This is a genomic window from Spirochaetota bacterium (assembly GCA_026415295.1).
In the GTDB taxonomy this organism is placed as follows: Bacteria; Spirochaetota; JAAYUW01; order JAAYUW01; family JAOAHJ01; genus JAOAHJ01.
Genome location: JAOAHJ010000028.1, coordinates 37923 through 62004 on the forward strand (window position 1 = coordinate 37923; position 24082 = coordinate 62004).

The following is a 24082-nucleotide window of genomic DNA, read 5'->3' on the forward strand; positions in this document are numbered from 1 at the left end:
ATTTAAATATTAAAATAATTTAATTTAATAAAAATAAAAAAGTTTTTAATAAATTTAAATTTAAAAATATATAATAGATTTTTATTTTTATAAAATTTGGAAAGGAGTTTTATGCAAACTAGAGAGGAAAAATTTAATTTTTATAAGACCACTATTTTAATAGGGCTTGGCTTTTTTACTATGGGACTTATGGACCCTCTATATGATGCTTTCGTACCATTATTTTTAAAAGAATATATTAAAGTAAAAACAATCATTGGTTCAATTATGACTCTAGACAATATTTTTGCTCTTTTTTTAATACCAATTGTAGCAGCAATATCAGATAGAACAATAACAAAAATTGGTAGAAGAATGCCATATATTCTTGTCACACTTCCATTAAGTGCAATATTTTTTGCTTTGATTCCTTTTGCTGCTTTAAAAAGTTTGTTTTTACTTATTTTAGTTTTATTTTTATTAAATATTTTTAAGCAAGCTGCAAGAGGACCAGTTGTTGCTTTAATGCCAGATATCATTCATCCTGATTATAGATCTGAAGCTAATGGAGTTATAAACTTTATGGGAGGAATTGCTGCAATCGTTGGCACAGTTGGTTTATCCAAACTTATGGATTTGGATATATATTTACCAATAATTGGTAGAACAAAGGATAAAATTCCATTTCTAATTTCTGGTATACTAGTTGTTTTTGCAACCATACTTTTATTTATATTTGTAAAAGAAAAATTTAGAGAGAAAACTGAGAAAGAAGAAAAGATTCCAATTATTAAATCTTTTAAACTTATATTTTCTGACAAAGATAAAAGTGCTGTTTTAATATTATTTTCTCTTTTTCTATGGTTTTTTGGTTATCAAGGTGTCCTTCCATTTGTAACAACATATGCTGTTGAAATTATAGGTGTCTCAAAAGGTGTTGCAGGAATTTCTCCTGGAATGGTTGCAATTCCATATGCTTTATTTGCAATACCTTCAGGAATTATTGCTCATAAAATAGGAAGAAAAAAAATGATTAGAATATGCTTAATAGGCTTAATAATTGCAATGATATTAATGTTTTTTCATAAAGCAATTGTTGACTTTTTTCAGTTAAAACAAGGATTAAGTTTAATTATTTTTTGGGCTATTCTATTCTTTTTTGGTATTTTCTGGGGTTCAGTTGTTACAAATTCGTTTCCAATGTTATGGCAAATGGCTACATATTCAAACATGGGAATATATACTGGTTTATATTATACTTTTTCTCAATCTGCTGCTATCTTTTCTCCACCTGTTACTGGGGCAATTATAGATCTAATAAATATAAGAGCCATCTTTTTATTTGCAGCAATATGTATGCTAGGGGCATTTATACTTATGGGATTTGTAAAAAAGGGTGAACCCTCTACTACAAAAACACATTGAAAATATATAGATTTAACTTTAATAAGATGATAAAAAAATTAAAACAAAACATAAATAAAATAAAAATAATAAAAATAAAATCATAAATAAAAAATAGAAAATTTAAAATGTAAAGTATAAAATATAAAAAATTTGAAATAATAATTATTAATAAAAAAGAGAGAGAAATTATTCTCTCTCTTTTTATTTTATTACCTTAAAAACTTAATATTAGAATATAATTTTGTAATTATTTATTTGTTTCTTTAACTATTTCGATAACCTTCTCCTTTGTTATAACATACTTACTCCATAAACCTTCTAAATTATAGAAATCCCTTTTATCTTTATTAAAAAGATGAATTATCACCGAATTATAATCAAGAAGTATCCAATCATTTACAGTAAAATTTTTTCTATTGATTAAAGAATATCCATTATCTTTTAAAATTTTATTTAGCTCACTAACTACAGCAGAAGCCTGAGGTGTAGATTCAATTGTCCCAATTATAAAAAAATCTGCTATTGGCATTACATCAATAACCTTAATAACTTTTATATTATCAACTTTCTTTTCTTCTAATATATTAATTATAAGAGATGCAAGTTTATAATCGAGGTTTTCTTTCAAATTAAACTCCTTATTAAAATTTATTCTTTATCTTTCAATTCCTTTTTAGATTTAGTTGAAGCCTTTTCTTTTGTAACCTTTGCCTTTGTAGCTTTTGTTTCCTTTAATGAGAGATTATCAGTAATATTTTTTTTCTTTTTTCTAGGTCTTGTTTTCCCAAATGTTCCTCTAAAAATTTTTCCTCTTCTTGATCTTTGATCACCTTTACCCATATTTCCTCCAATATTTTATTATTTATAAAATTTTTAATAATTTTTTATTTTATTATTACTTTAGATTTTTATAAAAAAAATTTATTCAAAAATATTTAAAAAATCAAGTGGATAAAAAAATAATAATTTCTAAAATGATGTTTTAATAAATAATTTAGCAAAAATTCCACCATAAATTGTAATTATTGAAACGATAATACCTGCTATCAAAACACCTAAACTTATAAAAAAGAATGATTTTTTTATATCTAATCTTAAAAGCCAAGCACCAATGGTGCCTGTAATAGCACCCGTTGCAGGAAGAGGTATAGCAACAAATATCATTAATCCTATATATTCATATTTCTCAAATTTAGGTTTTACTTTTTTTAATGATCTTTCAGAAATTTTATCAAAAAATTTCTTATATAAAGGTATTTTTAAGAATAAATGGTTAAAAAACTCAAGAAAAATAAAGAGTATAAGTGAAGCACAAGAATTAAATATAACAGATAAAAAAAAAGCTATAAAAATATTAATACCATTAAAATAACCATAAGGAATAGACCCTCTAAGCTCAATAACTGGTAACATAGATAATATAATCATTTTAATATAAGTTAATAACATTTCTCTACCTTTCTTATTTAAACAAACTATTATTAATTAGTTTTTAAAATTAAATTAAAAATTGAAGAAAAAACTTCCTTACTGTAAAAGCCGAATCTATTTATTTCAAAAATTTTATTAATTGCAATATCTTTTTTTATTAAATTATTTTTTAAAAGAATATATATTAAAGATAGGCTATTTAAAAAAACTCTTTCTTTTAACAGAAAGTACTCTATTATGTTTTTGTCTTCAGTTATTGGAATTAAATTATTAATCTCTGTCGAAACTATAACTGATAGATCTGCAAAAGTTAACCTTTTTTTATTATTATACTCCAATTTATTATAGAAAATTTCAATTTCTTCTTTTCTATTATTGATAAGCTTAAACCTATCTTTTATAAAATTGTAAAGATAATCTTTATTATTATTAATCTCATCAACAACTTCTTTTGTAATATAGATATTAAAATTATCTAAAACTAAAGAAAGAATATCAGCTTTATAAGTATAAATTAATGAAGAAGAATCAAATATAAAATCCTTATAGCCAAAATCTTGTAAAATTTTATCTGAAATTATGCTTTTTCTACTATCCAAATTATTTTATTAAAAAAATTTTCTTTATTTTAAAAATATTAATTTATAAATAATTAAAAAATCATAAAAAATATATTAAAAAATTCTAATAAAATATAACTTAATAAAATAAATTATAATTATAATATAAAATAATACTTTCATAATTTAACCATAACAAACAATATTATAAATAAACTATATTAAAACACTCTATTAAAGCTTTTGTCCTAAAAAAGAAAACAAGTCCAATACTTTTATCCCATGAATCTTTTGAAATATTAGGAAATAAAAAATATAAAAAAGAGTATAAAAATGGTTGACTACTTTTATTTAAATAATCATTCAATTTCTGTTTTAAAATATTTTTATCATCTATTTCTTCAATCTTTTCAAATTCCTCCATCTCTTTTTTTAAAATCTCGCTATAAAGTTTAAATGTTATAGTTCCTCTTTTAGCAGAATTTTTTATAATCTTATAAACAGATAAAATTGTATTTTCAAATGTAGTTAACATTCTATCAAAAACCTTTTTATTTTTATTATGAAATTCAAGAGATTTTATTGAGTCAATAATATCCTTTAATTCTGGATGTTCATTAAATAACATATTCCACATTATTGTACTTTGTTTATAATTATAAAGCCTTATTTCTTTAACAGTGTTTAAAAATTCATCTTCATTTATTTTTTTCAAATAAACTCCTTAATATCTTAATTAATATTATATTTTAATTAATAATTTTTAATTTAATCCATTCTATAATGACAACCTGAAGATTTTTTATTCTTCCATGCTGAAGTTGCAACAATTAATCCACATGTAATTGCATCCCTTAACTGAAGAATTAGATTGGATAACTTGGATTCATAATAAAAATCTTCAAAACTATTTTTAAGATTTGTTATATCAGTTAAAGCTCTTCTCAACCTTTTCTTTGTTCTTATAGGCCCTACATAATTCCACATAATATTCTTAAGATAATTCAAATCCTGTTTAACAAGAATAAGATCATACTCTTCTTTATTTGTATATTCCCAATCTTTTATTAAATCAAGAGAAAAATAATTTTTTTTGTATTCTTTGTTTAACAACTTATTATAAATAGAATCAGAAGCAAATTTAGCAAAGCACAATCCTTCTAATAAAGAGATAGATGCCAATCTATTTGCTCCATGGATTCCTGTACATGAAACCTCACCTACAGCATATAATCCATCAAGAGAAGACTCTCCTTCAAGATTAACTTTTATACCTCCGCATTGAAAATGAAAAGAAGGAACAACAGGGATATTTTCATAATCAAGATCAATACCATTCTCCTTACAAGTATAATAAATCGATGGAAACCTATCTTTTATCTTTTTTCTTATTTTATTTATATCTATATAAACAAACTTTGAATCTGTTTTTTGCATTTCAAAAATGATAGATCTAGCTACTACATCTCTTGGAGCCAAAGAACCGAGGCTATGATATTCTTTCATAAAAGGTTTACCATAAATATTTACAAGTTCTCCACCCTCTCCTCTAACTGCCTCTGATATTAAAAAACTGTGTCCATGTTCTGTAAACAATGCTGTTGGATGAAATTGAGTATATTCCATATTTATTAGTTTTACATGGGCTCTATAAGCCATAGCATATCCATTACCATAAATATTAGGTGGATTAGTTGTATGAAGATAAACCTGCCCCATACCCCCGGTAGCTAGAATAGTATATTTAGCAATAAAAATATTTATATCATCTTCTTTTTCATCATATGCATATACACCAAAACATCTATCTTCTTCATACATTGAATAGCTATAATTTGTCGAATGTGATAATGTAATTAAATCTATAGAATAACATGATGGATAAAAATTTATAGACAAATTTTTGCTTTTAATATAATTTAGTAAAGACTCTATGATAGCTTTACCCGTATAATCTTTAACAAATAATATTCTTTTAACTGAATGAGCTGCTTCACCAGTTAATTTAAAAAAATCTTGTTCTTTCTCAAATGGCACTTTAATTTTTTCTATTAAAATGTCATGCAAAATTGTTGAACAATTATAAACCAGTTTATCAACAGCTGGTATAAAATTTAAATGATCTCCAGCATCAAGTATATCTTTTTTCAATAGTTCAGGTGAATCTTCCTTACCTTTATATACTATTCCACCTTGTGCCCAAAAACTTGATGATTTAGTAATATCTTCAGTATCATAAATAATACAAACATCAACACCTTTTTCTGCTAAAAGTATTCCAGAAACAAGACCAGATATTCCTGCACCAATAATTAAAACATCCGTCGTTATTTTTTTCATTTATTTTCTTAAAATAGTCTTTATAATTAAAATTTTAAAAATGAATTTTTAAAAAAATATTAATTAAGATAAAAAAACTTACATTTTAAAATTTTCAAAGTTTTTCATCATATCTTCCATACTTCTTTTTGATACCTTACCCATCATTTTCTTAAGATTATTAAAATCTTTAATTAATTGCTCAATATCAAAAAGTTTAACTCCTGCTCCCTTAGATATTCTCTTTTTTCTAGAAGGATTATTCATTACAAGTAAAGGATTTTCTCTCTCTTTTTTTGTCATAGATTGTATTATATATTTATATTTTAATAATTTTTGTGTTTGTTTATCAAATAAAGATTTATCAACATTCGCTGCACCTGGAATCATAGAAATTATGTTTTCTAAAGGTCCCATTTTTGTCATTCCTTCGATCTGTTCAAGCATATCTCCAAAGTCAAACTCATTTTTCTTTATCTTTTTTTCAAGTTTTTTAGCTTGTTCTTCTGAATAGACTTTCTCTGCTTTCTCAACTAAAGTTAAAATATCTCCCATTCCTATTATTCTTTGACTTATTCTATCTGGGTAAAATTTCTCAAGCTCATTAATTTTTTCACCAATACCTACAAAAGCAATTGGAACATCTGCTATCATCTTTACAGATAGTGCAGCTCCACCTCTTGTATCAGAATCAAATTTTGTTAATATTAATTTTGTAATTTTAACATATTTTTTAAATTCCTTTGCAACATCAGCAGCAACCTGTCCTGTCATTGAATCAACAACAAGAATAGTTTCATCTGGTTTAACTTCCTTTTCAATCCTTTTTAGTTCTTCCATCAGTTCTTTATCCACTTGAAGTCTACCAGCTGTATCAATGATAATAAGATTATATCCATTTTTAATGGCATATTTAATAGCTGATTTTGCAATATTTTCAGGAGACATATTTTTTTGAGAATAAGTTTCAACACCTATGCTCTGACCTAATATTTTTAACTGTTCTATTGCAGCAGGTCTATATATATCGCATGCAACAAGTAAAGGTCTTCTCGATTCTTTATAAAAATTTGCAAGTTTTGCTGCTATTGTAGTTTTACCAGATCCCTGAAGTCCTGCAAGTAATAAAACAGAAACCTCTTGAGGGGACTTTAACTTCAAATCTTTGTAATCATCTCCTAATAATTTCTTCAACTCTTCATAAACTATACTTATAAATTTTTCTCTAACTGTTAGACTTTTAATTACTTTTTCACCTAATGCTTTCACTTTTACTTTATTTAAAAATTCATCTACTACATACAAGTTAACATCAGCTTCAACAAGAACACTTCTTAATTCTTCTATTGCTTCTTTAATATTTGATTCTGTTATTACCTTTTTCCCTAATAATGAATTAAAAATATTTGAAATACCTTTTGAAAGTGATTCTAACATATTAAAACCTCTACTTTATAAAAATAAAATTATTTTCATATTTTTTATTGCTTTTATTATTAATTAAAGAAATTTTATTTAGCTATCACATTTAAAATTATTTATTTAACTTATTTTTTTCAATCACATTAATTAATCCTAAAACAATATTATAATTTACAAAATTTTTATCAATCTGCTTTAAAAAATAATAACTATTTTTAAAATCTGGTGGGTTTTTATAAAAATAAGAGTACCCAAGAATATAAAAAAAATAATTTTTAAACCTACTATTTGAAATAACATTTAAATAATCCTTACTAAATTCAACTATTTTTTGAAACTCGTTTTTAATAAAATAAACTCTTAATATTATAATTAAAAATTTATCAAGATCTTCTTCATCAAAATTATTATTATAGATAAAATTTAATGCTTCCTCAAAGTTTGATAGAGATACAAATTCATTTTGAGCTAAAATATGAATCTTTGCAAGCATATATGATGAATAAAAAAATATTTTCCCTTCAAAATATTGAATATTCTGTAATTTAATAGATTGTTCATAACTTATATTTTTTTCAATCTTTTTAAAATCCTTTTCTAGCTTTTTATAAGAATAAATCTTATCTTTAAAATTATTAAAATAATCTTTTAGCAAAGTAAAATAAGAGGAACTTAAGGAGAAGTTCCCAGTCAAATAATAATAAATACCAAGATAAAATAAATAAGAAATATTTAAATTTTCAATATCTAAAGAGGTGTTTAAATTATTTATTTCTGAATCTTTTAGAGATAAAAATATATTATTATTAAAAAAATAAAAAATTCTATTTGTAAAATAGTTTTTAAAATATTGCGAATTTTCAGAAATAGGACCTAGATTCACTTCTTTATTTATATTTATAGAATCCAAAAGTTTAAAATTTAGACTATATTTTATAACAATATTTAAATCCCTTACATTGAATATTATATTTGAATTGCCATATTTCTTTATTTTAATTACAAATATAGTAGAATCATATGAATCAATAACCTTTTTTATTTCAAAATAATTTGAATCCAAAACATCAACAGTTGCATTTAAATAATTAATAAAGATAAAAAACTCTTCATTTTCATTTTTATAAAATTCAACATTTATATCATAATTTATAAAATTAGATTTATTTTGGGCAAGAAGATTAAAAGGCAAAAATATAAATAATACTTCTAGAACAATAATTATAAATGTTTTGTAATTCATAAAAATTAATTATTTTATAATAAAAAAACTTATTCACTTAATAAAAAAATAAGAGTTTTTCTAATTAAATAATCTGGAAAGTAATAAAAATTTATATTATTTCCAAAATCTGTAAAGGTAAAAGCATTTTTTATTTTTTCTTTTTCGAGAGTATATTTTGTTTCTATATTAAACTTTTCAATCAAATATTCTTTGCTATAATCAATAAAAACTATTGGTTCTGAAAGTATAATTTTTTCAACTCTCTTACTTTCTTTTACTTTTAAAGCTTTATTTTTAATACTTTTTGCAATTAAAAAGTTTATAAGAAATGTAATAAAAAAAATAGAAACAAATAAAATGATTAATATACCATAATATTTTCTTAAAAGTTCTAGAAATTCTTGAAATATACTTTTTTCTTTTTTTTCATCCATAAAAAATCTACTTTATTTTTTCTAGTTTAGCTGAAACTACCTTTGAAACACCACTTTCTTCCATTGTTATTCCATACAATATATCAGCAATTTCAAGAGTTATTTTATTATGAGATATAATAATAAATTGGGTATCTTTAGAAAATTCAATTAAAAGTTTTTTAAACCTTTCTACATTTATTTCATCTAAAGCTGCATCAACTTCATCCATAATACAAAATGGAGAAGGTCTATATAAAAACAAAGCAAATAAAAGAGAGATAGCACTCATAGTTTTTTCACCCCCTGATAATAAATTTAAATAATTAACTTTTTTACCAGGTGGTTGAATTTTTATGTCGACTCCTGTCTCAAGAATGTTTTCAGGATTGGTTAAAATCAATGAAGCTTCCCCACCTCCAAAAACATTTTTAAAAATCATTTTAAAATTTTTATTTACTTCATCAAAAGTTTTTAAAAAAGTCTTTGAAAGCTCATCATTCAACTTAGAGATAACTTTTTGAATATCTTCTATCGACTTAAGAATATCATTTTTCTGCTCTGTCAAAAAATCATATCTTTTTTTTACCTCTTCATACTCATCTATAGCTAAAAGATTAACTTCTCCAATTTCTTCAAGTTTTATTTGTGCATCTTTAATATTTTTTCTTAAAGTAGCTTCACTTTCAATCGAGAAATCCTCATAATTTAATATAGAAATATCCTCCCTGTAATTTTCAAAAAAAATTGTCCTTAAAGTTTCCAGTTGTGTTTCAAGTTTTGCTTTTGAAGATACAAAACTATTAATAGTGTCATTAAATTTTCTCTTTTCTTCAAAAAGTTCATTAAATTGTTTTTGAAGAAATAATAACTCATTAGATAATTTGTCTATTTCAGTTTCCATTTGTTTTATATTTTTATCAATAGAATTTTTTTCTTCAAGGAGTTTTTCTCTATTTTTAATTGTTTGTAAAACTTTCTCTTTTGACTCCTGTAATTTGTTATTCAAATTTGATATTTCAGAATTAGTATTTTCTATTTGATAATTTATTTCAATTATCTCTTTTTTATACTTTTCCCTCTGGTTTCTAATATTCTTTACTCTTTCCATAATAGTAGAAAGTTTAATTTGAATATTTGATTTTTCTATAAGAAACATCTCTTTTAACTTAGTTATATTCTTCAACTCTTCATCATAATTTTTAATATTTTTTTTAATACCTTCATGTTTTTTATTTAAATCATTTAAAATTTCTATTATTTCCTCTCTTTTTTTAAAAGAACTACTATCTGAAAATAAAAGATTTTCACCTTCATTAAACAAATAATAATGATTATCTAATGTATTAAAAAGTTCTTCAAGAGAAATATAGATATTATTTAATTCTTCTATTGTTTTTGTTATTAGATCTCCAGATATATTTTTATTTAAATTTTTGATATCTTGAAAAAATTGTAATTTGTTCTTTAACTTAATTTTTATTAAGTTTAATTTATCAAATTCATTTTTAAAAAAATTTTTTTCATTTTTAAAGTTCAATTCCAATTTATAAATAATTTTATTTATATCTTCTACTTGCTGAGTTACAATATCTCTCTCTTTTTTTGAGTATTCATTAATCTGATTTTCTATACTTTTTTCTTCTTCTTTTAATTTCTCCATTTCACTTGTTTTTGCACTAATTTCTGAATTTATATCACTTATTTTTAATTCATACTCATCAAGCCTCAATTTTAAACTTTCTATATTTCCTTCTTCATCCTCTATATCCATTAAAATCAATTCTTCAAGCTCTGTTTTTTTACTTTGATAAATTTTTAAGTTATTAATTTTATTGTTTAACTGATTTTGCAAATCATCAATTATACTTCTATAAAAACCAATCGTGTTTTCTGCAGTCGTAATTTCTCCATCGATTTTAATAACCAATTCTCTTTGAGAAATTATCTTTTTACCAATGTTTTCTATTTGATCTTTTTTTTCTTTAGAGATAGCTTCAAGATATTCTATTTTTTCTTTTAATTCATTATTTTTCTTTTCAAAATTATTATACTCATCTTCAAGATCTTTAAGCTCTCTCAAAGTCGTAAAATATTTTTTTATAAACAATTTTTTTTCAGAATCACTTAATATATTTTTATACTCTTTAAATTTTTTTGCTTTTTCAGCTTGGGTATACAATCTGTCAAGTTCATTTTTTATTTCATTTAATAAAAGATCAATTTGCACTAAGTTTTCATTTGTTTTTTTTAATTTATTTATAGCTTCATCCCTTTCTTGTCTATTTTTTTTAATATTCGCAGCTTCTTCAATAATAGCCCTTTTCTCCTCAGGTTTAGATGAAATTATGGTTTCTACATTTCCTTGAGCTATTATAGAATAATCAGATGAAGTTATCCCATTTTGAAGATAAAATTTTTCCAACTCTTTAATAGTTACCTGCCTGTTGTTAATATATACTTCAAACTCGCCTGATTGATATAACCTTTTTTTAATTTTATATTCTTCTAATTCAATTCCACTATCATTTGAAAATATTAATTCTACTTCAGCAAATCCAGCTTGACTCCTTGTATCACTACCTTTAAAAATTAAGTCCTGTTTTTCTCTAGCTCTTAAAATTTTTAAACCACTTTTTTGAAACATCCATAATATCGCATCTACAATATTACTCTTGCCACAACCATTTGGACCTACTAAAGCTATAATTTGTTTATCAAAAAGCAAAGAAACTTTATCAGCAAATGACTTAAAACCATAAATGTTAATTTTAGATAACTTCATTTAAATTTCCTGGCTAGAATTATTAATTTTTTCAATATTTTATTAACTAATAAATTTTTTCTATAATATCTTCAAAACTTAAATCTGTAAAACTTATAGATTGTATACCAAATGATATAACAAACTTAAAATAATAACTATTTTTTAATGAATCATAAAAATAATTACCACTTAAATTTAAATATCCAAAAAAATCATGAAAATCTCTTTTAATTCCAATTGAAATATAATTTAATTTAAAATAAGAAATAATTCTATCATTAATATTAAAAAAATTAAATGATCTAAATAAATCAATCATCAGATCAATTAAATTATTATAAGTATAAAATTTTTCATTAGAAGAGTTTATTGAAACATTCATATTAAATTTATCTTGAAAATTAACATTTAATACAAAAAGATTTGTAAATTTTGTATCTAGTTTGTCAATTAAATTTTGATAAAATCCTACTGTATTAGAAATATTTACTTTTAAATTATAAAAATTAAAATTATATAAATTTATTCTTAATAAATAATTATTATAAATAAAAAGATTATAAAAAATTGAATATTCTCCATTATAAGAAAGATTAATCAATCTAGATGGATTAAAAATCAAACTATATTTTATATTAGACACCCTTTTTAAATTAAAGGAAAATAAATTTTTTGTTTCACTATCATATAAATTTATAAAATTTGAAATATTTATAATAATTAAATTATACAATAAATTTATATTTAAAGAATTATTAATTATTGAACTTTTCCATCCATTTTGATCTTCAATATAAAACATTTTTATATAGTTAGTAGTATAACTTGAGTTTAATTTAATAAAATCTAAATTTATTAAAAAATTAGATGATAAATTAAAATTATAATAACTATTTTTACTATTTATAGTGTTTGTTTTAAAATCAATCGAATCATTTAAACTTAAAGAATTTAAAATCGTTAAATTAATATTAAATAATTTTAGAATATCTAATTTAAAGTTAAATGGGATATTTAAACTAGTCTGCTTGTAACCAGATATCTTTTCTTCATTGGAATTATAAATTTCACTATATGAAGTTACCCCAGAAATATTCGTTGAAAAATAAAAAAAGCTGAGATTAAAATTTATTAGATTCATATTTATATTAAAATTATATAAATTAAAAAAATATTTAAAATATTTAAGGTATCCTGGAGTATAAATATATAATGGATCTTTAATATAAGAAGATAAACCCAATTTTCCTGAATAAGAAACATTAATAAATCTGGTATTTAATAAAATATTTAAAGATTCTTCAAAGTTTGAAGTATAAGAAGGAAAAATAGAAGGGTAATATGTTCTTGCAAAATCTCCTATTTCAAATTTTAGCTTTCTTGTTCTTGTTAAAAAATCATAAGAAAAATATGGGTCTCCATAGTATTCAATATTCATATTTATATTTAGAATATTAAATATAGGATATGACAAATTTATCTTTCCTCCATATCTAAATATTCTTAATGGTTTGTCAATATTTAATAAATTATTATATGGAGTCCACAAATCATATTCAGAGTTATAAAAAAGATATTGGGAATATGCAATTCCAAACAAAACTTTTATATTATTTGTATTATAGTAAAATCCACTAAAGATCCCCAATTTTTCATAAATATCTAGAAAAAAACTAAGATCATTCTCAACAATATAAGTATTATAAAAGGTAAACCCCTCTCTTTTTTGATAGACGAAACCAAATTCTCCTGGGTAACCTATTCCAAAATCGAAATTTATGAAAATAGGTAACCAAAAAATAGGTGAAGAACCAACGTAAACTTTGTTATCAAAACTTAAAATAAGATTTTCTGAATAGAAAAAATTACTGCTTAATATATAATAGTGCATATTGATATTGTTGCATGTAGAAATTTTCAAATTTTCCCCACTAAAAGTTTTTCCAACTAGTTTATTTACGACCTCCCCTATTATCCATATATTGTCTAACTTCCCTCTAACATTGTAAAAAAAACCAGTTAAAGTTTTTAAATTAAAAAAAACTCTTGAAGCGTAATATATTGATTTATCATCTATAAAAACTACGTTTCCTTCTGCTATTAATTGCTGATTTTTTAAATCAAAAGTTAATTTATCTGCTGAAATTACTTTATTCTCAAAATATATATAAATATTGCCTAGCAATTTTACAATTGTAATATTTTCTTTTTCATGGTTTTCTGTAAAAAGATAATCAGCTTTTTTAATAATTAATAAATATTTTTCCTCAATGAAAATAGATTCTATTTCAAGGTTAAATACTTTAAATAAATCTAACCTTAAAGATTTTATGTCTTTAGATATATCTAGCCCGTACATTTTAGCAATGCTTAAAATGTCTTCAGCATCACTATATAATATAAAAGCAATCAATTGTTGTTCAGTAAAATAATTGAGAATTGAAGTTGCTTCTTGAGCATATAAAAAAGATGAAAATAAAATAAAACACAAAAAAAAATCAATAATAAAAAAAGTAATGATTTGAATAGTAATTAAAATTTTTTTATTTTTTAATTTTAACATACTAATTTTTAATTAAAACTATAATTAAAGCTATTAAAGAAACTATTAAAGAAAGAGTTGATAAATAAAATGGAATATTGTTATTTTCTAATTTACTTACTCTTTTATCAAGTTCAGCTAACTTTTCTTTAATTGTCTCAATTTCTAGTCTAAATTCTTGAATCAATTCTTTAATTAACTTTGCATCCTCTTCTGTTATCATAGATCTCATCATAATAGTATTAATTATCTCATTTATTTCATCCATACTATTTGGTTTAGAAGTTGTTTTAATATCATAATTATTTTTTATCCATATGATTAAATTATATATAATCAATGCCATTTCATACCTTGTAATATTCCTATCTCCTTTGAAAGTACCATCTTTATATCCTTGAACAATATTTAATGAAAAAAGATATACTAAAGCTTGATAAGCCCAATGATCAGGAGGCACATCAGAAAAGAAACTTAGAGATGAACCTGAACTCTGACTAGTTTGATTTGTAGAACTTTGACTTGATTGTGCAAAAGAAGATATAGAAAAAAATAAAATAAAAACAATAACAAATATAATATAATAAAAAAGATTTATCTTAACTTCATTAAATATTATCTTGTTACTCATAAAAATACCTCTTTACATTTTTGTATATTTCTTTGTTAAATTTATTTATTTAATTATCTCTATTTTTTATTATCTAATTAATTTAATCATAAAATAATATTTTTTGTATAATTTTTATTGACTTTATTAAAAAATAAATAACAATATAATTATGAAATTTTTACAAGGAGTATTTAATGAAAAAAAATCTTTTTTATTGTATTTTTTTTATTTTATTTCTATTAATTTCATCTTCTTTTGTAGCTTTAGCTCAAACTAACACAGAAAAATTTTTTGACTCCTATTACCAAAATGGACAAATGAGTATTTATGCCTCTGTAGGATGGTGGTGGGGACTAACTTTTTCTGGAGAAATTGAAATTATTTTAGGAGAATGGAATATTGCTGATTTTATGCCAATTGATTTTGGAATCTCAGGAAAAACTATTTTTGAAACTTGGAGTTGGTTTGGTTATTCTGAAACATATATAGGCTTAGCTCCACTTTTTATGATGCATACTGGAATAGCAGATATTGGAATTGACTATTACATTGGCCTTGGAGTAGGATTTGCTATATATAAAAGCTCTGATAACTATTATTATTTTTCTACCAGAAAACCATTTGAAATTGGCATTGCTACAACAAGTGGTGTTATTTATTATTTATCTAAAAATTTTGGATTAATATTAGAGTACTCTTATATTGGATGGGTTTCAATATGGGGTATTGGAATACAACTAAAATTATAAAACAAAAATTAAAAAAAGGATTACTAAAGTAATCCTTTTTTTATAGTATTTATTTTATTAAAAACTAAGAACTTTTATTATTGAAAATCTAAATAATAATAGTTTAAGATTAGAATGATTAGAAATAGGTAAATTAAAAGGAGTTTTTTATATAATAAGAGGTGTAGGATTTAGTGCATTTTAAAAATTCATCATAGTAGCCTTGATAAATAATTTCTCCTCCATTTTCCCCACCTTCAGGACCAAGATCAATAATATAATCAGCATTTTTTATAACATCTAGGTTATGCTCTATAACAACTACAGTGTTTCCCTTATCAACAAGTCTATGTAAAACTTTTATCAATTTATCAATATCTTCAAAATGAAGCCCTGTAGTCGGCTCATCTAAAAAGTAAATTGTATTACCTTTTATAACTCTAGATAATTCTTTTGATAATTTTATTCTTTGAGCTTCTCCTCCAGAAAGAGTTGGTGCAGATTGTCCTAATTTTAAATATCCTATTCCTACATCTTGCATAATTTTAAGTTTATTTTCTATTGGTGGAATATTTTTAAAAAATTCGTAAGCTTCATCAATACTCATTTCTAGAACTTCATAAATATTTTTTCCTTTATATTTTACCTCAAGTGTTTGAGAATTATATCTTTTTCCCCCACAAACTTCACATGTTACATAAACATCTGCAAGAAATTGCATCTCAATTTTTATTTCTCCATCTCCATAACAGTTTTCACATCTACCACCTTTAACATTAAAAGAAAACCTTCCAGGCTTATAACCTCTAATTTTAGATTCAGGCAATTCTGCAAAAAGGTCCCTTATGAAATTAAATACCCCTGTATATGTTGCAGGATTTGACCGAGGTGTTCTTCCAATTGGTGTTTGATCTATATGAATAACTCTTTCTAAATTTTCAATACCTGTAATTTTATCAAAAAATTCATTTTTATAATTTTTATTTCCATTTATAATACGGGAGATTACATCATATAATAAATCTATTACAAGAGTTGATTTACCTGATCCAGAAACTCCAGTAACACAAATAAAGGTATTAAGAGGAAACTTTACATTAATATTTTTTAAATTATTCATTCTACATCCACTTATTTCAATATATTTCCCATTTCCTTTTCTTTTTATTGTATTAAAATAAACCTTTTTTTCATTTCTTAAATATTTAGCAGTTAAAGAATCACTTTTTAAAAATTCTTCTTTATTTCCTTGAAATACAACATAACCTCCATTAATTCCAGCATAAGGTCCTAAATCAACAATGTAATCAGATTCTAGCATTACTTGCTTATCATGTTCTACAACAATTAAAGTATTTCCTAAATCTTTTAGCTCCTTTAAAGTCTTAATAAGTTTTTCATTATCTCTTTGATGAAGACCAATTGTAGGTTCATCAAGTATATACATAACACCCACAAGTTGTGAACCTATTTGAGTTGCAAGAGTTATTCTCTGAGCTTCACCACCCGATAAAGTATAGGCCATTCTATCAAGAGTAATATAGTCAAGCCCAACATTTATTAAAAATTTTAACCTTGATTTAATTTCTCTTAAGATATCTTTTACTGCTGTCTCAATATTTTCAGGATAAATGATGTTATCAACTATCTCATAAATTTTTTTGACATTATTTTTTGAAAGTTCCATTATATCGTAAAAATTATTTCCTCTATCTTTTATTTTACATGACAAAGCAAAATTATTTAATCTATTGCCATTACATACTGAACATTTTATCTCTTTCATAAAAGAATAATAGTAATCCTTTAATTCATCCGATTTTGTCTCATTAAATCTCCTTCTTAAAATATTTATAATGCCTTCAAAGCTTTTTAAAGATTGAAGTGTATAGTTCTCACCCTCATAAGTTAAATCTATTTTCTTATCACTACCATATAATAGAATATTAAGTTTCTCTTTTTCTAAATCTTTTAAACTAACATCTTGAGAAATATTAAAAAAATTGAATACCTGACTAAAATATTTGCCAGTCCAGGAATCTTCATTTAACTTAAATGGCTTTATAGCCCCATCCTTAATTGATAGATTAAAATCAATTACTTTATCAAGGTCAAAGTCAAGTTTAAAACCTAAACCATGGCATTCTGTGCAAGCCCCATTTGGTGAATTAAATGAAAAAAGAGAAGGTTTTAAATCAGGATAAGATATATCACATTCAGGACAGCTAAATTTTGTAGAATAAAACTTCTTTTCACTTTCTTTATCTATTATAACCTTTCCGGATGCAATTGATAAAGCTTGCTCAATTGATTCAAAAATTGTCTTTCTTTTTTCTTCATCAATTATAACTCTATTAACTACAATATAAATTGAGTGTTTTCTATTTTTATCAAGATTAATTTCATCTTCTAGAGTTTTTAATTCACCATCTACTATTACTCTGTAAAATCCAAGCTTTTTAAAGTTTTCAAAAAGGTTAATAAAAGTTCCTTTTTTATTTTCTATAACTGGAGCCAAAATCTGTATTTTGGAGCCAACTTCATTCTTCATTACCGATTCAACTATCTGATCAATTGTTTGAGTTTTAATCTCTTTGCCACAATTATAACAAAAAACATGAGATATATGAGTATATAACAATCTCAAATAATCATATATTTCAGTTATTGTCCCTACAGTAGACCGTGGATTTCTATTTAAACCTTTTTGCTCTATTGAAATAGCTGGTGATAAACCTTCTATATAGTCAACGGCTGGTTTTTTCATTATTCCTAAAAATTGCCTTGCATAAGAAGACAAGCTTTCAACATATCTTCTTTGACCTTCAGCATATAATGTATCAAATGCCAATGAAGATTTTCCAGAACCAGATACACCAGTAATTACAGTAAATGAATCTCTTGGAATATTTACATTAATATTTTTTAAGTTATGTTCTTTAGCACCTTTTACAATAATCCACTTTCTATTCTCAATATTATTACTACTCATAAACTTTTTTAATTATAAATTGAAATTATAATATATTTTCTTTTATTGTTTTTTTATTATTTTATATTTTATAAAAAAATTATTAGAAATTTTAAATTTTTTATTTTTTTATATAATTAAAAAATTAAAAAATATTACATATTATTTTTTAAAAAATAATTTACAAATTTTAAGGTATTTATTTTCCTGCCTTCAATTATATTATATATATATCTTAAATAAAACATTATTGTTTTTTTAAGCTCTTCTTCATTAAAAGTTGGAAGTGAATATTTAAGCAAATCTATTGTTTGCTTATTTTTTTCATGAGTATTTTCTAACAATATAAAAAAATTTTTTTTATTATCTTTTTTTAAAAAAAAGCTATATAAATTATCTATGTAATTTAAAATTTTTATTGGAATAAAATATGAATAAACAGTCCTATGCTCTTTACACCTAACAAAATAGTTTTTAATATCAAAATATAAACCATCATATAAATTTTTTCTGCAAAAACTACAATTATATTCAAAATTTAAAAAACCTTCTATTATTAAAAAAACTGTTAAAATATAAAAAATATTATTTAGAAAATTCCTATTGTTTTCGAAGTTTAACTCTTCAAGCAAATAAAGGTAATAATATAAAAAATCATAAATTTTGAATTCTACTAATATCCCCTTTTCTAAAACAAATTTTCGAAATAATTCAAAAAAAAGATGAACAACTAAAACTTTTTTTAGTTCTAAGCTTATACTTTTAAATTCTTCAATCTTTTCTAAATAAATTATCCTATAAGATTTTTTATAACTTTTTATAACATAATTAATAATACAAATTTTATCAATACTATTAATATATTTCCTATCTACAAAAAAAGATTCAAAAGAAGAATTTTCGTTCAATACATGAATAAGTTTTCTATCAATATCAAAATTATTTGTATATAATAGTATTCCTCTGGTAAAAGAATAGTTCACACTAACCTTCTCTATTATTATCTTCAAGTATTGAAATTATTATTGACTCTATCTTATATGATCTCATCTTTTCAACTTTAATTTTTAAATTTTTATAAGTAATCTCCTCTCCTTGTATAGGGATTCTACCAATAGTTTCCATAATAAAACCACCAATTGAATCAGAAAGATCTTCTGGAAGATTTATATTTAAAATCTCATTTAAATCATATATTGAAGCCTTTGCTGAAACTCTATAAGTTTTATCATCAATTTTTAAGATAGCATCTTTTTCATTATCATACTCATCTCTTATTTCACCTACTATTTCTTCTAAAATATCTTCCAGACAAACTATACCTGAAAAACCTCCATATTCATCTACTACTAAAGCTATATGCTTTTTTTTATCTTTAAACTCTTTTAAAAGGTCTGAAATTTTTTTTGATTCCGGAACAAATAAAGGCTCTCTTATAATATCTCTTAAATTTATATTTTTTAAATCATGAAAAAAATATTGCAAAAGATCTTTTACATAAACAACACCAATTATATTGTCTATATTTCCATCATATACAGGAATTCTTGAATGTCCACATTGTACAACCAACTCTATAAAATCTTTTATTGGATCATTAATATCAAAAGTAATAACATCTATTCTTGGTTTCATTATCTCATGAACAGAAGTTTCATATAACTCTGCTATTCCTTTGATCATCTTTATCTGATCATTTGTTAATGACTTTAAGAAATCAGGATCTAATATTTCATTTATATAATTATAATTGTTATTAGAATTAATCTGTTTTTTCCTATGAAATATTTTATCAAAAAAGTTATACTTACTCATAATTTTCCCCAATTTTACTTTAAATATATTAACTTTTTTGCTATTTATTAATATTTTAAATCTAATATTTTTATTATCAATATTTTAAGACTTTTGTATTATTCCTTTTTCTATATTTTTTTTCTTATTCATTAATCAATGAAAATATTATACTTTCAGTTTTTGCTTCAATTATTTTATACTGATCTTCTGTTTCATGTTCAAACCCCAATAAATGCAGATATGAATGTACAAGCATATATAAAAACAAGTAATCCTTATCATCATTTTCCATAATAGCTTTATTTAATAAAATCTCTGGACATAATAAAATGTCCCCAATATATTTATACTCTTTATTTTTATATTTAATCTTATTAAAAGATAATGATTTAATTTTATCAGAGGATAGCGGAAAAGATAAAACATCAGTTTCCTTATCAAGACCTCTGAAATTTTTATTATAATTTTTTATTGTATCCTTTGTACAAACAAAAAGATAAAATATTTTTTTTTCAAAATTAAATAAACTCTCAACAAATTTATTAATTTTAAAAAAATTAAAATTTTTTACTAAATAGTTATAAATATATTCATTTTCAAAAATAATAAATTTATTAGGTAATATAATATTTTTACTCTTTCTTGATATTCTATCTTCTTTTGGCATATTTTTCACTTTTTATCTTTTTCTCAAGAATTCTAACATTTTCAGAATCAGGATAGTCAATTCTTTTATGGAACATTGCAAGAATATTTTCTATAAGACTTTTTTCTATCAAATTCAAATCATGAAGTGTAATCGGTGACTCACTTAACTGACCACTTAGAAATCTATCATTAACTATCTCTTTTACCATTTTTTCAACAGAATTATATGTAACATTTGTTAAGGTTCTAGTTGCAGCTTCTACAGAATCTGCCAACATTACTATTACACTCTCTTTTGATGTTGGCTTTGGATAATCATAACAGAAATCTTCTTTCTTTAATTCTTTATTTTTTTGTAGTTCTAAATTATAAAAATAAACCATTAATGTTTTTCCATGATGTTCTTCAATTATGCTTATTATTTCATCAGGCAATTTTAACCTTTTTGCTTCCTCTATACCATATTTTACATGATTTTTAATTATTGTTAAAGCCATAGAAGTATTTAATGGATTTGAAAGCTTATCTTGCATATCATAGATTGTATTTTGGTTTTCTATAAAATATTTAGAATATTTAATTTTACCAATATCATGATATAATCCTCCAACTTTTGCTATATAAGGATTTGCTCCACATGCAATTGCTGCGTTTTGAGCTAAATTTGCAACAATTATAGAATGATGATAAGTTCCTGGGGCTTTAACCAATAGCTCATTAAAAATCTTATGATTTAAATCCGATAATTCTATTAATTTATAAGGAGTTGCATAATTAAATAAAAATTCAATTAAAGGCATTAAACCTAAAAAGAAAATCCCACTTAAAGAAGAATTAATAAAAGAAAATAAAATAAGATTTTTAATATTAAAATTATTGCTTCTATTTAAAAAATTGAGAAATAGGCCAAAAATAGTTGAAAATATTAAAGTATATAAGCTTCTATAAAAAATAGCCTGTTTAACTTTTAAATTATCTTGTTTAAAAATAACAAATATTGAATTTAAAAGAATAGAAAAAATAAAACCTGTAAATTCAAAATCACTAACTAAAAAATATATTAAAGAAAATGATAAATTCAAAGTAATTGCTATTTTAACTGGAAAAATAAAAACAAAAAGAGAATTTATTAAAGCAAAAGGAAAAAGCAAATATTTTTCTATATTTAGACTATATGAAATATATTTTGAAAATAAAATAAAAATAAATAAAAGAGAATAAATAAAAAAAATAAAAAGAATATTTTTTCTTTTTTTAAAAAATTTATGACTTACCTCATTTATTAGAAAATAAGAAATAAAAATAAAAATAAAATAACAAAGTGATAAAAATAAAATATAAGTAATATCTATTTTTTCATGGAATTGATAATAAATTTTTAGCATTTCTAAATCAGAAAGAGTTATTTCTTCTCCTTTTCTTAAGATAACCTTGCCTTTTTTCATAGTTACATATACTGGAGAAAAATTTTTTTTAAAGTTTTCTACATCTTTATAGTATTGAGTTGCATCGAACTTAATGTTTTCTATAAATACCTGTTTTATATCCTTTACAATTAAAGAAGCTTCTTTAAAATTAAAGTTTTGAAAATAATTTAGAAACATCTCAACTAATTTCTTTTCATGATTTTCGGAATATAATATATTTGAAATATTCTCAGTTTTAATTATTGATTGATTTTCAGTAATAATATTAATCTTCAAAAAGCCATCTTTAGATGTTGAAAATTCAGAGAATTTTTTATTAGAAAATCCTGAAGTATAAACTTTTTCAATAAAATATTTAAATTTATTAAAATTCTCTTCTTTTTTTAATAAAAAAAGAAATTTTTTTGTTTCATTCGAAATATTAGGATTCTCTGGGAAAATTTGATATAAAGATTTTTGTTCAATCAATCTATCTCCATTTTTAGATACAAAATTAATAATATCTACCCATTTATTAATTGTTTGATTAACATATTTTGTTTCTACAATATATGAAGGCAGTATATTATTAATGCCTTCATCGTACTTCTTAGATGTTGCTGGTTCATCTATATAGTTTATATCTTTTTTTACAATTATATCACTTTGAGCTATATCTCCGATTCTATAGTTGTATTTAAAAGAATAATCTTTAAAAGTAAAAGAGATTAAGAAAAAAAAGAATAAAATTATAGAAAGCACTAAATATAGAAAAAAACTTGTTCTTAAAAATACCTTAATTCGTTCTATTGTCTTCATAATCTTCAAATATTTTAATTATTTTTTTAATTAAAGGATGTCTTACTACATCTTTCTTATCAAATTTTACCAAAGCAATATCCTCTAAATTTTCAAAAAGCTTAATAACTACAGGTAATCCACTATCAGAGTAACGAGGTAAATCAATTTGGGTAATATCACCAGTTAAAATAACTTTAGAATTAAATCCAAATCTTGTTAAAAACATTTTTAATTGTGAAAAAGTAGCATTTTGAGCCTCATCAAGAATTATAATTGAATTATTTAATGTTCTTCCTCTCATATAAGCTAATGGAATAATTTCAACCTTCTCATTATTTTTTAAATATTCGAATGTTTTAAAGCCTACAATATCATAAATAGCATCATACAATGGTTTAAGATAAGGATTTATTTTTTGTAAAAAATCCCCTGGTAAAAAACCTAGTTTTTCACCAGCCTCAACAACCGGTCTTGTTAATATAATTTTATTAAATTTATTAGAAAGCAATTCTGATAATGCATAACCAACAGCAATATAAGTTTTACCAGTTCCTGCAGGTCCATAAGAAATAATTATCGTTTTTTTCTTTAATTCCTCAAAATATTTTATTTGATTCTCAGTTTTAGGTTCAACCATCTTACCAATTTTTTCAATTAAAAGGGTATTTTGAATTTTATCTGATGGATCAATTAGAATATCTTCTTTCGCTTGATGAATAATAAGATCTATATCATTCAATGAAACCAATTTTTTTTTCTGAGCAAAATCCACTAAATGTTGTAAAACTTTTTTAGCTTGTATTATATTTGTATCTTCACCTTCTATATAAATAACACCGTCACTATAAGATATTGAAACTGAAAATTCTTTTTCTAATTTCCTTATATTTGAATCATGAATACCTAGCACAAAAAGTATATACTCAGGATCAACAAATATAGTTTCTTCCGAATATCCCAAATCAGAAAACCTCTGTAAATAAAAAATTATTTTTAAAAATTTAAACTTTAATAATTAATTGTCAAGTTAATACAATAATAGAATAAAAAACT

19 protein-coding genes and 1 pseudogene are annotated in these 24082 nt (G+C 22.8%); 2 read left to right on the forward strand and 18 right to left on the reverse strand.

Going from position 1 to position 24082, the window contains the following annotated elements:
• The first annotated feature begins 111 nt into the window (after positions 1–111).
• Positions 112–1404 carry an MFS transporter gene (locus N3A58_06875; protein ID MCX8059120.1) on the forward strand — a complete coding sequence of 431 codons (1293 nt, stop codon included), beginning with the start codon at positions 112–114 and terminating at the stop codon, positions 1402–1404.
• Positions 1405–1633: 229 nt separating this feature from the next.
• Here N3A58_06875 and rsfS read toward each other — a convergent pair whose 3' ends face one another.
• From rsfS to N3A58_06935, 12 genes and pseudogenes are all read right to left on the reverse strand, one after another.
• On the reverse strand, positions 1634–2014 hold the full coding sequence (rsfS, locus tag N3A58_06880; protein MCX8059121.1) for a ribosome silencing factor: 381 nt from the start codon (positions 2012–2014) through the stop codon (positions 1634–1636).
• A gap of 131 nt (positions 2015–2145) precedes the next feature.
• A pseudogene (locus N3A58_06885) lies at positions 2146–2226 on the reverse strand (30S ribosomal protein THX).
• Between the two features lie 129 nt (positions 2227–2355).
• Positions 2356–2814, reverse strand: a complete 459-nt coding sequence (locus tag N3A58_06890) for a small multi-drug export protein (GenBank protein ID MCX8059122.1) — start codon at positions 2812–2814, stop codon at positions 2356–2358.
• A 53-nt stretch (positions 2815–2867) separates the two neighbouring features.
• Positions 2868–3416: a hypothetical protein gene (locus N3A58_06895; protein MCX8059123.1), complete on the reverse strand. Its 549-nt coding sequence runs from the start codon at positions 3414–3416 to the stop codon at positions 2868–2870.
• A gap of 166 nt (positions 3417–3582) precedes the next feature.
• Positions 3583–4092, reverse strand: coding sequence for a hypothetical protein (locus tag N3A58_06900; GenBank protein MCX8059124.1), 510 nt, complete (start codon positions 4090–4092; stop codon positions 3583–3585).
• A gap of 53 nt (positions 4093–4145) precedes the next feature.
• On the reverse strand, positions 4146–5717 hold the full coding sequence (locus N3A58_06905; GenBank protein ID MCX8059125.1) for an FAD-binding protein: 1572 nt from the start codon (positions 5715–5717) through the stop codon (positions 4146–4148).
• 78 nt (positions 5718–5795) lie between these two features.
• Positions 5796–7133: a signal recognition particle protein gene (ffh, locus tag N3A58_06910; protein MCX8059126.1), complete on the reverse strand. Its 1338-nt coding sequence runs from the start codon at positions 7131–7133 to the stop codon at positions 5796–5798.
• Between the two features lie 97 nt (positions 7134–7230).
• Complete coding sequence (locus N3A58_06915; GenBank protein MCX8059127.1) at positions 7231–8361, reverse strand: hypothetical protein; 1131 nt, start codon at positions 8359–8361, stop codon at positions 7231–7233.
• Positions 8362–8390: 29 nt separating this feature from the next.
• Entirely contained in the window at positions 8391–8777 is a 387-nt protein-coding gene (locus tag N3A58_06920) for a hypothetical protein (protein MCX8059128.1), read from the reverse strand.
• 7 nt (positions 8778–8784) lie between these two features.
• The gene (locus N3A58_06925) at positions 8785–11541 is read right to left on the reverse strand and encodes an AAA family ATPase (protein MCX8059129.1); all 2757 of its coding nucleotides are present in this window, start codon (positions 11539–11541) and stop codon (positions 8785–8787) included.
• Between the two features lie 46 nt (positions 11542–11587).
• Positions 11588–14086 (reverse strand): hypothetical protein, encoded by a 2499-nt coding sequence (locus tag N3A58_06930; protein ID MCX8059130.1) that lies wholly within the window; start codon positions 14084–14086, stop codon positions 11588–11590.
• A 1-nt stretch (position 14087) separates the two neighbouring features.
• Positions 14088–14696 (reverse strand): S-layer homology domain-containing protein, encoded by a 609-nt coding sequence (locus N3A58_06935; GenBank protein MCX8059131.1) that lies wholly within the window; start codon positions 14694–14696, stop codon positions 14088–14090.
• Between the two features lie 176 nt (positions 14697–14872).
• Between N3A58_06935 and N3A58_06940 the strand changes: the two genes are divergently transcribed.
• Positions 14873–15427 carry a hypothetical protein gene (locus N3A58_06940; protein MCX8059132.1) on the forward strand — a complete coding sequence of 185 codons (555 nt, stop codon included), beginning with the start codon at positions 14873–14875 and terminating at the stop codon, positions 15425–15427.
• Positions 15428–15560: 133 nt separating this feature from the next.
• Here N3A58_06940 and uvrA read toward each other — a convergent pair whose 3' ends face one another.
• The 6 genes from uvrA to N3A58_06970 all read right to left on the reverse strand — a co-directional run bounded on the left by uvrA (position 15561) and on the right by N3A58_06970 (position 23990).
• Entirely contained in the window at positions 15561–18398 is a 2838-nt protein-coding gene (uvrA, locus tag N3A58_06945) for an excinuclease ABC subunit UvrA (protein MCX8059133.1), read from the reverse strand.
• 134 nt (positions 18399–18532) lie between these two features.
• Positions 18533–19360: a hypothetical protein gene (locus tag N3A58_06950; protein MCX8059134.1), complete on the reverse strand. Its 828-nt coding sequence runs from the start codon at positions 19358–19360 to the stop codon at positions 18533–18535.
• Position 19361: 1 nt separating this feature from the next.
• On the reverse strand, positions 19362–20192 hold the full coding sequence (locus tag N3A58_06955) for a hemolysin family protein (protein MCX8059135.1): 831 nt from the start codon (positions 20190–20192) through the stop codon (positions 19362–19364).
• 124 nt (positions 20193–20316) lie between these two features.
• Positions 20317–20841 carry an rRNA maturation RNase YbeY gene (ybeY, locus tag N3A58_06960; GenBank protein MCX8059136.1) on the reverse strand — a complete coding sequence of 175 codons (525 nt, stop codon included), beginning with the start codon at positions 20839–20841 and terminating at the stop codon, positions 20317–20319.
• Entirely contained in the window at positions 20825–23047 is a 2223-nt protein-coding gene (locus tag N3A58_06965; protein ID MCX8059137.1) for an HDIG domain-containing protein, read from the reverse strand. The genes ybeY and N3A58_06965 overlap by 17 nt, the downstream gene beginning before the upstream one ends.
• Complete coding sequence (locus N3A58_06970; protein ID MCX8059138.1) at positions 23025–23990, reverse strand: PhoH family protein; 966 nt, start codon at positions 23988–23990, stop codon at positions 23025–23027. Before N3A58_06970 ends, N3A58_06965 begins: the two co-directional genes overlap by 23 nt.
• Positions 23991–24082 lie beyond the last annotated feature (92 nt).